The following is a 10,761-nucleotide window of genomic DNA, read 5'->3' on the forward strand; positions in this document are numbered from 1 at the left end:
CTCTTAAAGGCTTCAACGATCACGAGATTCCAGAGATGATTCGCTGGGCTCATGGGCGCGGTATGGACCTGACGCTGATCGAAACCATGCCAATGGGTGAAATCGAACTCGATCGTACAGACCAGTACCTGCCGCTGTCGCTACTTCGGGCCAAACTCAGCGAAGAGTTCACCTTGAACGACATCGCCTACAAGACCGGCGGTCCTGCCCGCTATGTCGAGATCGAGGAAACCGGCGGGCGTGTCGGTTTCATCACACCGATGACGCATAATTTCTGCGAGAGTTGCAACCGGGTACGTCTTACTTGCACCGGCACGCTCTACATGTGCCTCGGCCAGGAAGACGCGGCTGACCTGCGCGAGCCATTGCGTGCGTCAGAAGGTAACGAACTTCTGAATGATGCCATTGACGAAGCAATTGGCCGCAAGCCGAAGGGCCATGATTTTATTATCGACCGCCGTCACAATCGCCCTGCTGTCTCGCGCCACATGAGCGTCACCGGCGGTTAGGGCCTCGGGCTCTAGCCCCGCAAAAACATTCCAGATGCACTGATCAGTACAGATTGATATATCTTATGAAGCGATTCTGGAGGAGAATCGCTTTCTCATCCGGAATTGACCATCTTGGCGCTATCTCCCAATTTGCGTGGCAGTCTTTTCATGGCCATCGGCATGGCCAGTTTCACGTTCAACGATGCGACGGTCAAATTCGTTGCGGAAGACATGAATATGGGCCAGGTCATGCTCGTACGCAGCTCGATCTCGACCGTCCTTATCCTTGCTCTCGCCTGGCACAAGGGCATGCTGGTTCCGCTGCGTGAAGCCCTGCATAAAATGACCGTCTTGCGCGTGATCGGCGAAGTGGTTGGCACGGTCAGCTTCCTTGTTGCTTTGGTTCACGTGCCTCTCGCATTGACCTCGGCAATTCTGCAGGCTCTGCCCTTGGTGGTGACCCTCGGAGCTGCGCTGTTCTTCGGTGAGCCGGTTGGCTGGCGGCGTTGGATTGCAATCATTGCCGGCTTCATCGGCGTACTGATAATCGTCCGGCCGAGCCATAACGGTGTCAGCCCATACATTCTTCTGATCGTTGTCACGGTGATTTTTGCCTCAATGCGCGATCTCGCGACACGCAAGGTCCCAAGGACCATCCCGGTACTGATGATCTCCGCGCTAACCTCGACAGGGGTGGGACTTGCCGGGATAGGCATGATCGGTCCTCTGGGCGGATGGACACCGATGTCGCTGACAAATACCTTGCTACTGACACTTGCCGCCTGCTGCGTCATGGTCGCGTATCACTTCATCATTCTGGCCATGCGAGAAGGCGAAATCGCCTTCGTTGCCCCGTTTCGCTATACGAGTCTGATCTGGGCTATCTTGCTCGGTTATCTGTTTTTCGGCGATCTGCCGGACATTCCCATGATCGTCGGCTCCGTCGTCGTGATTGGCAGCGGGCTTTATACGCTTTACCGTGAGCGCATCGTCGGCCGGTTGAAGCCGGTCGTAACCACAACGGCGGCGGCGACGTCACCTGATGGAGTCTAGACGTGAGAATTGCGGGTATAATACTGGCGGGCGGTCAATCGCGAAGGATGGACGGAGTTGACAAGGCATTGCTGCCTTTTGGCGACCGGCGCGTGATCGATCATGTCTATGCGCGTTTGTCGCGTCAAATCGAACCGGTGGCTTTGAACAGCAATAACGAGCCGATACTATTTTCGGATTTGCCGGTTCCCGTCATCCCCGACGACATTGACGGGTTTGCCGGGCCCCTTGCCGGAGTTCTGGCTGCGATGGAGTGGGCAAACAATCAGGCGCTCCCGTTCACTCACATTGTGACGGTGGCGACGGACACGCCATTCTTTCCCGACAATCTTGTCGATACATTACGCCAAGCTGTCGCAGATGCTCCTCGAGGACACATCGGAGTCGCAGCTTCTGGAAACAGGCTGCACCCGGTTTTCGGCCTCTGGCCAGTTTTCCTCAAGAGCGATCTTCGCCGTTGGTTGAGCAACGAAAAGAACCGCCGTGTGGTTGCCTGGATCGAGGGCCATCCGCACAAGATTGCGGAATTCCCGATCATGACAACGCAATCCGGAGCGTCTCTCGACCCGTTCTTCAACATCAATACACCCGAAGATATTGCCGAAGCCAGGCAGCGGTGGAGTGCCATACCATGACGCCTCGCATATTCGGGATAACCGGCTGGAAGAACTCGGGAAAAACCACGCTGACCGTCAAACTTGTCGACGAATTGACGCGCCGGGGCTGGAAGGTTTCGACCGTGAAGCATGCCCATCACGATTTCGATATCGACAAGGAGGGCACTGACTCGTTTCGTCACCGCAAGGCAGGTGCCGGCGAAGTGGCGATCGTCTCGGATCGACGCTGGGCGCTTATGCATGAGCTGGTGCATGAGAGCGAGCCGACGCTGGTCGATATCATTGCGCGTTTTGCACCCTGTGATCTTATCCTGGTGGAAGGCTACAAGCGCGAGGGGCACAAAAAGATCGAAACCCGCCGTACCGAAGGCAGATCAGGGGAACGATTGACGACCGGCGATCCAAGCATCGTTGCGATCGCCAGCGATTACCCCATTTTGGACGAGAAAGTACCTGTCCACGAACTTGATGATATTGCTGCCTTGGCCGATTTGATCGAACGCGAAACAGAGCTTTCCCGATAAACGTGTCAGAAAATGACGTTTCGCCTAATACGTGCGCAACAAAAGTATAAGGCCCAAAATGATTATGTGATTTTGACGGTCAGATTCGCTTGGCGACGCACGATTCCCGGTTGCAATTGAAAGAAAACTAGTGGGAATATCCGTGTCAGGAGCAGTGACATAAACTGCGACCTTACCCGGAAGGCTGTCCAAAAAAATAGGGGAACAGCCGGGTTATAAAAGAGAGGTTCAAATAAATGCGTATCACTAAGCGTCTCGTACTCGCGATTTCCGCTGCAACTCTAGCCTTTTCCATGGGCGCGGCACACGCGGAGGACGCACTGAAACTGACAATCGCGTCCGAAGGAGCCTATCCGCCCTTCAACAATCTTACCCCCGACGGCAAGCTTGAGGGCTTCGACATCGATATCGGCAATGCGCTTTGCGCGGAAATGAAGGCCGAATGCACTTGGGTATCCCAGGATTGGGACGGCATGATCCCGGCGCTGCAGGCAGGCAAGTTCGACGCGGTCATTGCCTCCATGTCGATTACGCCCGAACGCCTGGAAAAAGTCGACTTCTCCAAGAAGTACTACAACACGCCCCCGGCAATTGCCGTACCGAAGGATTCCGATATCAAGGACATCACACCGGAATCCCTGAAGGGCAAAACTCTGGGTGTACAAGGGTCGACCAGCCATTCGAACTACGCCCAAGCCAAGTATAGCGGCTCGGATATCAAGATGTATCCAACCTCAGATGAATATAAACTTGATATCAGCAATGGCCGTATCGATGCCGTTATGGACGACGTCGTTGTTCTGGGGCAGTGGCTCGATAGCGATGCCGGCTCTTGCTGCAAGCTCCTCGGCACGATTACGCCTGATCCCGCGATCCACGGTCCAGGTGCCGGCGTGACGGTGAAGAAGGGCAATACAGCGCTGGCCGACAAGTTCACCGCGGCTATTGCGGCGATCCGTGCAAACGGAAAATACAAGGAAATCAACGACAAGTACTTCAAGATCGACGTTTACGGCGGCGAGGATTGAGCCAAGCACACCGACTTGGTATGAAATGTAGGTGGCGGGTCATACCGCCATCTACGGCTTTGAATAAAATGACGGGCGGGCTCAGAAAAGAGCCATGGGGAACAGTCCGCAAATATGAAAGTTGCCTATGGAAGGCTCAATAGCGTTACTGGGTTTTAGCGAGGGCGGTTGGGGTCCGAGCATTGCAAGCGGCGTTCTGGTAACGGTCAGTCTCGCGCTGGCCACATTACCGGTGGGGTTGGCGATCGGCTTCTTCGTCGCACTCGGCAAACAATCGCCGGAACGTTCCGTCAAACTCGCCGCAAACATGTACACGACTATTTTTCGGGGCTTGCCCGAACTGCTCACCTTGTTCGTGGTCTATTTCGGCGCGCAGATCGGCATTCAGAAACTAGGCCAGCTTCTGGGCTACCAAGGCACGATTGAAATCAATTCATTCATCGCCGGCATGTTCGCACTAGGGGTCGTGTTTTCATCCTATGCCAGCGAAGTCTTCCTTTCCGCATTTCGTGCGATACCGAAGGGTCAATATGAGGGCGGCTATGCCATCGGACTTTCCAGCGGTCAGACCATGCGCAAGGTCATCTTGCCGCAATTGATCCGCATCGCGCTCCCTGGGCTGGCCAATCTATGGATGATCCTGCTCAAGGACACAGCTTTGGTTTCAGCCATTGGGCTTGCGGACATATTGCGCCAGACTGGAGTTGCGGCTCGTGTTACCAAGCACGCCTTCCTGTTCTTTGGTGTGGCCTGCATGATTTATCTCGTGCTCGCCATTCTTTCATCCTTTGTCATCGACGCGATCGAACGCTCATCGGCCAAGAGCGGGGTAAAACGATGACGGAAAGCTTCATCAACGCGCGGCCCGCGACTGTCCTGCGCCCCCCGGCACCGCCGAAAAAATGGACCCGAGGCCGGGTCGTTGGCCATCTGCTTGTGGGTCTTTGGATCGCTCTTCTCGTCGGACTGCTCGTCTATCTTTACAGCGCATGGAACCCTGAGCTCATCGCGAAATACGGCCCCACATATCTTGCGGGCCTAAAGACCACGATCGGGCTTGTGGGGTCGTCAATCCTGCTCGGCGCGTTGATTTCGATACCGGTGGCCCTTGGCCGGATGAGCAAAAACCGCATCGCATCGTCCATCGCCTACGCCTACGTCTATTTCTTCAGGGGAACACCGCTCATCGCGCAAGTGTTTCTGTTTTATTACGGCCTCGGATCATTCAAGCCCCAACTCGAAGCAGTTGGCCTTTGGACGTTTTTTCGAGAGGCCTGGTACTGCGCACTGCTAGCGTTTGCCCTGAACACAGCGGCCTATCAGGCTGAAATATTGCGCGGCGCGGTTCGCAGCGTTCCGCTCGGACAATGGGAAGGAGCGGCGTCACTCGGCATTTCGAAATTCGTTACGTTCTGGAAGGTGGTCCTGCCGCAAGCTCTGATCGTGGCGTTGAGGCCTTACGGMAACGAAATCATCCTGATGATCAAGGGCTCAGCAATCGTTGCTCTGATCACAGTTTACGATCTGATGGGTTACACGCGCCTCGCTTATTCGAGAACGTTCGATTTCCAGGCCTATCTCTGGGCTGCAATCATTTATCTGATTTTGGTGGAAATCATTCGGCATATCTGGGATTGGTTGGAGCGTCGCATCACACGTCACCTCATACGCTGACACCAACCCGCCAAAGAGAATCTACCATGCTTAAAATCTGGGGCCGTACCAACTCGACCAACGTCAAGAAGGCGCTTTGGGCCGCCGAGGAAGTGGGCGTTCCTTACGAAAACATCCCCGCGGGCGGCGCCCATGGCGTCGTATCCGATCCGTCTTATAGGGCGATGAACCCGAACGGACTGGTGCCGACGCTGGAAGACAGGGATCTGGTGCTGTGGGAAAGTAACACGATTGTTCGCTATCTCGCCGCGCAGTATGGACAGTCGACGCTCTATGTCGACGATGCAGCAACCCGGGCGAAATCGGAACGATGGATGGACTGGGCGACCTCGACCCTGGCCGGTCCTTTCCGGGACTTGTTCTGGAATCAGGTGCGTATGTCTGAAGAAGAGCGCGACAATGCAGCTATGGAAAAAGGGCTTCAGACGTGCAGCAAACTATTGGCTATTGTTGATAACACGCTTGCCTCGCAGCCCTATCTGTCGGGCTCCAAGTTCGGCATCGGCGACATCCCCGTCGGCTGCTTTGCCTATGCCTGGTTCGAAATGGCGATTGAGCGCCCGGATCATCCTCATCTTGAATCCTGGTATGAACGCTTGAAGTCGCGTCCCGCTTACCAGAAGGCGGTAATGACGGCCCTCACCTAGGGTCCCGTCCCTAGGTCATTCTTTCGGTTTCAGACGCCACACGCCCAGCAGACCGTCCTGATAGCTTCGCTCTTCGGTGGGAATGGTGATGGCTTCAATGTCAGCCCACTTTTGAGCGAAATCACGATAGTTCGATGAAAATACATTTCCCGACTGGCCAGTTGTCTGGATATAGGTCGAGCGATTGAGATCGGCGAGGTCGAACAGCCCACGATAGCTTGTGCCGTGCGCCACGCGGAAGGGATTGCTTTCATCCATAAACGACGACTTGCCGCGATTCAGCGTATAAGCACCCCCTGACACAGGCACCGTGACATTGAAGAGTTGGTCGAGGGGGCTAACCTGCGAAAACGGCCGGTGTGCTCCATAAGCATAGTGCAACGTTCCCCAAGTCCATTTGGAGCGATCCGAACCAAGACGCGCGTCAATATCCTTGATCGCATCGGCGAGTGACAGTGCCAGAATATCGCCACAACTCTCTTTCTCCGGCGTGCGGCCGTCATCGCACCAATCACGCGCCGGGTTTGGCCCAAGCCAGYGCAACATGGCGTCGACATGGCCCTGCCAGTAGGATGGAAAGGCGTCGCCAAGATCGTCTTCAAGAATGCGCTTCGTCGCCATCCTCAACCAGGCACTGAACAGCAGCGGTTCGATGCGCTCGCGGTCCTCGACAAAATCCCACACCTGCAACTGTTTGGTAACATCGACATCGACATCACTCCGCCCATCGACCAGTCTCAGCATGACCGGAGCCAAAGCGGCGTAAGCACTGTCCAAGGCGTCACCCTGGACCTTGCTGTTGCTTTCCAGCGTCTGCTGGTTCGCACCGTAGATCAGTGTCTTTATACGCTCGAAGCGCCAGGGTTCGTCCCAGTCGAAGGTGAGGAAATGCGGATAACTCGCATCGACGATCTTCGTATTCGCAGTCGCAAGAACATTGTCTGCAGGATTAGAGACGCGCGGCAATTCCTCGTAGGGTATAAAGCTCTTCCAGTCGTAGGTGGCGTCCCAACCCGGGGATGGCGCTCGTCCCATGATTTGATTGGCAGGATCACGCACGGGCACCCTGCCGGGAGCAATCAGGCCAATATTTCCGTCTGTATCTGCAATCACGATTGACTGCATCGGCGTTACGAAGTCGCGCATGCCGTTCTGAAAATCAGCGACATTCGCGAAATCCCAAAGCTTCAATCCAGCAGAAATCGTCTTGTCATCGCCAGCCAAAGCAGTCCAGGACAAGGACGCAACTGTGCCATCCGGCAGATAATGGTCGAGCCCACGATAATCCGCAGGCAACACCGGACCATGACGTGTGGTCCTGCGGTCAAAGGTAACCGTGTCACTGCCTTTGACTTTGATGGATACGGAGTTTCTTTCGAACGGTGAGAAACCCTGAGGTGTCTGGTATTCATCGGGATTGGCGGGATTGATCCTCTCAACAAAAATGTCCTGAACATCGGATCCGGTATTTGTGAAGCCCCACGCCACCTTGTCATTACGTCCGAGCAATACCAATGGCGCTCCTGGCAGCGTGACACCGACGAGGTTTTTCGACGATCCATCGCTATTCTTGACCTGCAGGTGCGCAAGATACCAGAGAGAGGGTGCAGTTAGCCCTAAATGCGGATCATTGGCGAGGATCGGCTTACCGGTCTCGGTTCGGGCGCCACCTACGACCCAATTGTTCGAAGCACCTGTGGACATGATGTCGTTCAACGTCGCAAACTGGCTTTCGGCCTGCGCCGCGCCGGCCTTGAGCGCGCCGGTGGGTAAGCCGAGAACCTGGCGCAGATCCGGCAAAGATGGTGGCGTATCACCCGGCACGGGCGGCAGCAAATCGATGATCTCCGCATCGCTCATGCCAAGACGGGCAAACTTCAATCTCAACACTTCGTCATCGATGTTGGCGGCCAGTGTCACCGACATCAATTTCAATGTCACAATCACATCGGCGGGAGTCCATTTTTCCGGTGTGTGGCCTAGTATGACAAATTCCGGCGAATATTTGGAACCAAATGTCGGCCCCGCTTCGGCAATAAACGCATTGATTCCAAGCACATAGGCGTCAATCTTCTTCCGATCCGCCTCGTCCAGTGACGCGGCGGAGCTTTGGGCCGATTCATAGAGGCCAATCGAGCGGATAAAGCGGTCGGTCAATACAGTCTTGTCGCCGAATAACTCGGACAAACGTCCTTGTCCCGCCATGCGATTCACTTCCATTTGCCAAAGGCGTTCCTGCGCATGGACAAAGCCAAGAGCGGCCAGAACATCTTCGACCGAGTTCCCGCTAATGTGCGGGACCGCATTCTTGTCGCGCGTGACCGTGACTGGCGCGGACAAACCCGCAAGCACCATCTCCCCCGTGGCGGGAGCTACCGAACGTGCGAGCCAGACATAACCGAGGACCGTGCCGAGCAATGCGATGGGGATGAGGGAGAAAACAATCCATAATAGGCCTTTGATGATCCGCCGCATTGTCCTAACGTCCCCGATACTCGCCACATGGCCTATCTGACAGAGGAAACTAAGGAATGGCAACAGTCGCTTTTATTGGTCTTGGCGTCATGGGATATCCGATGGCGGGTCATTTGAAATCGCGCGGCGGCCATGACGTTACGGTCTTCAATCGCAGTGGCGAGAAGGCGAAGAAATGGGCCCAGCAATTTGGTGGCGCCTATGTAGCAACGCCAGGGGAAGCGGCAAAGGACAAAGATTTCGTCTTTTCATGTGTTGGCAATGATGACGATCTGCGTGCGGTGACTATCGGTGAAAACGGTGCATTCCAGTCGATGAAGAAAGGCGCCATTTTCATCGACAACACCACAGCATCTGCGGAAGTTGCCCGGGAACTCGACGCGGAAGCCCGCGAGCGTGGCATTCACTTTCTCGACGCTCCCGTATCCGGTGGTCAGGCGGGCGCGGAAAATGGTGCGCTCACCGTTATGGTCGGCGGCGAGCAAGACGCATTTGACAAAGCAAAACCGGTCATCGAGTCCTTCGCCAAGATGGTTGGTCTGATGGGACCGGCCGGTGCCGGACAATTGACCAAAATGATCAATCAGATCTGCATTGCAGGGTTGGTCCAGGGCCTCGCCGAAGGCATTCACTTCGGCAAACAAGCGGGTCTCGATATCGAGAAAGTCATCGAGGTGATTTCCAAGGGCGCTGCTGGTTCCTGGCAAATGGAAAACCGCCACAAGACGATGAATGCCGGAAAATATGATTTCGGCTTTGCGGTAGACTGGATGCGTAAGGACCTTGGTATCTGTCTCGCAGAGGCCAACCGCAACAATGCCAAGCTGCCGGTAACTGCGTTAGTGGATCAATTCTACAAGGATGTTCAGGTCATGGGCGGCAATCGCTGGGACACGTCATCTCTGCTGGCGCGGCTGGAGAAAAAGTAATCCAGTCGCGCGAACTATAGCCTCAATTCGACTCTTTCTCGATGCTCATGTAATCGAGCGGCAATTCGGTGGTGTATTTGATCTGCTCCATGGCGAACGCAGACGAGACATCCCGAATGTCTATCTTACTGATCAGGCGCTTGTAGACCGCATCATACGCAGCGATATCGGGCACAACGACGCGCAGAAGGTAGTCGACATCGCCGCTCATGCGATAGAATTCAACCACTTCCGGGAACTCCTGAACAACTTCGGAAAAACGCTTCAGCCATTCATTGCTGTGAGATCCGGTGCGGATCGAGACAAAGACTGTGACCCGCGTATTAACACGGACAGGATCCAGGATGGCGACACGGCGCTGAATCACACCATCCTCTTCCAGCTTCTGGATGCGGCGCCAGCAAGGCGTTGTCGAAAGTCCGACTTTCTTGGCAACATCCGCTACGGCAAGCGTTGCATCCTCTTGCAGGAGACGAAGTATCTTTCGATCGAGTCTGTCCATGTTTGCTCACGATCCCATTGGAATGAGATACTTTATGGCTTGATAATCCGGCAGCGTACAAGAAAATTATTCTAAACTTTTCAAATTCGGCAAAAATTTCGTTCCAAAGCCTATGAAGTTAGAATTCTGACCTTTTCCTGAAGCAAGGGAAGAACCTCTTGCGCGAACCATGGATTCTTTTTCAACCAAGAGCTGTTGCGCCATGAAGGATGCGGCAGCGGTAGAATTGACGACCCCGATTCTGGCTCGAAGTAGTCGCGCCAGTTCAATACCGTCTCGGTCATGCTGGCGCGGCGGCGGCTTCCGAGATGATAGGCTTGCGCATATTGGCCGATMGTCAGGACAAGTTCGATTTGCGGCATGGAATGAAACACACGGTCATGCCATGTTTCGCGGCATTCGCGCCGAGGCGGAAGATCACTGCCATGCGCGTCATAGCCCGGAAAGCAAAATCCCATCGGGACAATTGCGAACTTGTCCGGATCGTAGAATGTTTCGCGATCGACGCCGAGCCAGTCACGCAATCGGACCCCTGAGGGATCGTTGAACGGCAAACCAGTGTTGTGCACGCGAATGCCGGGTGCCTGTCCGCAAATGACAATGCGCGCTGTAGCAGAGAGCACGCAGACCGGATTGGGTTCATCTGGCAGAGGCATGCCATACCGTGGAGCGTCCCGACATATCCGGCACGCCTTGATTTCCGACGACAAGATATCGAGCATTGGCGGCAAGTCGCTGATCTCACGCTTTGGCGCTGGGGCGGCTCGACACTGCATCGTGCCAGCGCCGGAGATTACCCAGCTCTTCAGGCATTTGTATCC

11 protein-coding genes and 1 pseudogene are annotated in these 10,761 nt (G+C 55.0%); 9 read left to right on the top strand and 3 right to left on the bottom strand.

Annotated elements, in window-relative coordinates:
* The 8 genes and pseudogenes from ACXJ5O_RS10085 to ACXJ5O_RS10120 all read left to right on the top strand — a co-directional run.
* Window positions 1–509 (top strand): annotated as a pseudogene (locus ACXJ5O_RS10085) (GTP 3',8-cyclase MoaA); the annotation flags it as partial.
* Between the two features lie 114 nt (window positions 510–623).
* Window positions 624–1,544, top strand: coding sequence for a DMT family transporter (locus ACXJ5O_RS10090; protein ID WP_457299773.1), 921 nt, complete (start codon window positions 624–626; stop codon window positions 1,542–1,544).
* A 2-nt stretch (window positions 1,545–1,546) separates the two neighbouring features.
* Window positions 1,547–2,179, top strand: a complete 633-nt coding sequence (gene mobA / locus ACXJ5O_RS10095; protein WP_457299774.1) for a molybdenum cofactor guanylyltransferase MobA — start codon at window positions 1,547–1,549, stop codon at window positions 2,177–2,179.
* The gene (gene mobB / locus ACXJ5O_RS10100) at window positions 2,176–2,685 is read left to right on the top strand and encodes a molybdopterin-guanine dinucleotide biosynthesis protein B (protein WP_457299775.1); all 510 of its coding nucleotides are present in this window, start codon (window positions 2,176–2,178) and stop codon (window positions 2,683–2,685) included. The genes mobA and mobB overlap by 4 nt, the downstream gene beginning before the upstream one ends.
* Window positions 2,686–2,921: 236 nt before the next feature.
* A complete protein-coding gene (locus tag ACXJ5O_RS10105; protein WP_457299776.1) occupies window positions 2,922–3,713 on the top strand; it encodes an ABC transporter substrate-binding protein in 792 nt (263 codons plus the stop codon).
* A gap of 127 nt (window positions 3,714–3,840) precedes the next feature.
* Entirely contained in the window at window positions 3,841–4,554 is a 714-nt protein-coding gene (locus ACXJ5O_RS10110; RefSeq protein ID WP_457299777.1) for an ABC transporter permease, read from the top strand.
* A complete protein-coding gene (locus ACXJ5O_RS10115) occupies window positions 4,551–5,387 on the top strand; it encodes an ABC transporter permease (RefSeq protein WP_457299778.1) in 837 nt (278 codons plus the stop codon). Before ACXJ5O_RS10110 ends, ACXJ5O_RS10115 begins: the two co-directional genes overlap by 4 nt.
* A 26-nt stretch (window positions 5,388–5,413) precedes the next feature.
* Entirely contained in the window at window positions 5,414–6,034 is a 621-nt protein-coding gene (locus ACXJ5O_RS10120) for a glutathione S-transferase family protein (protein ID WP_457299779.1), read from the top strand.
* A gap of 15 nt (window positions 6,035–6,049) precedes the next feature.
* On the opposite strand, the gene ACXJ5O_RS10125 is transcribed toward ACXJ5O_RS10120, so the two are convergent.
* Complete coding sequence (locus ACXJ5O_RS10125; protein ID WP_457299780.1) at window positions 6,050–8,509, bottom strand: penicillin acylase family protein; 2,460 nt, start codon at window positions 8,507–8,509, stop codon at window positions 6,050–6,052.
* A gap of 56 nt (window positions 8,510–8,565) precedes the next feature.
* Here ACXJ5O_RS10125 and ACXJ5O_RS10130 point away from each other — a divergent pair, with 56 nt between their 5' ends.
* A complete protein-coding gene (locus tag ACXJ5O_RS10130; RefSeq protein WP_457299781.1) occupies window positions 8,566–9,438 on the top strand; it encodes an NAD(P)-dependent oxidoreductase in 873 nt (290 codons plus the stop codon).
* 22 nt (window positions 9,439–9,460) lie between these two features.
* Here the strand turns inward: ACXJ5O_RS10130 and ACXJ5O_RS10135 are convergent, their stop codons facing one another.
* Both ACXJ5O_RS10135 and ACXJ5O_RS10140 read right to left on the bottom strand, forming a co-directional pair.
* Complete coding sequence (locus ACXJ5O_RS10135) at window positions 9,461–9,940, bottom strand: Lrp/AsnC family transcriptional regulator (protein ID WP_112528551.1); 480 nt, start codon at window positions 9,938–9,940, stop codon at window positions 9,461–9,463.
* 110 nt (window positions 9,941–10,050) lie between these two features.
* The gene (locus ACXJ5O_RS10140; protein WP_457299782.1) at window positions 10,051–10,662 is read right to left on the bottom strand and encodes a uracil-DNA glycosylase family protein; all 612 of its coding nucleotides are present in this window, start codon (window positions 10,660–10,662) and stop codon (window positions 10,051–10,053) included.
* Window positions 10,663–10,761 lie beyond the last annotated feature (99 nt).

It is taken from the genome of Phyllobacterium sp. P5_D12, assembly GCF_054049495.1.

Bases quoted from the DNA above. Each gene is read 5' to 3' on its own strand.
- mobB (WP_457299775.1), top strand. From the start codon at position 2,176: ATGACGCCTCGCATATTCGGGATAACCGGCTGGAAGAACTCGGGAAAA.
- ACXJ5O_RS10105 (WP_457299776.1), top strand. From the start codon at position 2,922: ATGCGTATCACTAAGCGTCTCGTACTCGCGATTTCCGCTGCAACTCTA.
- ACXJ5O_RS10110 (WP_457299777.1), top strand. From the start codon at position 3,841: ATGGAAGGCTCAATAGCGTTACTGGGTTTTAGCGAGGGCGGTTGGGGT.
- ACXJ5O_RS10120 (WP_457299779.1), top strand. From the start codon at position 5,414: ATGCTTAAAATCTGGGGCCGTACCAACTCGACCAACGTCAAGAAGGCG.
- ACXJ5O_RS10130 (WP_457299781.1), top strand. From the start codon at position 8,566: ATGGCAACAGTCGCTTTTATTGGTCTTGGCGTCATGGGATATCCGATG.
- ACXJ5O_RS10135 (WP_112528551.1), bottom strand. From the start codon at position 9,940: ATGGACAGACTCGATCGAAAGATACTTCGTCTCCTGCAAGAGGATGCA.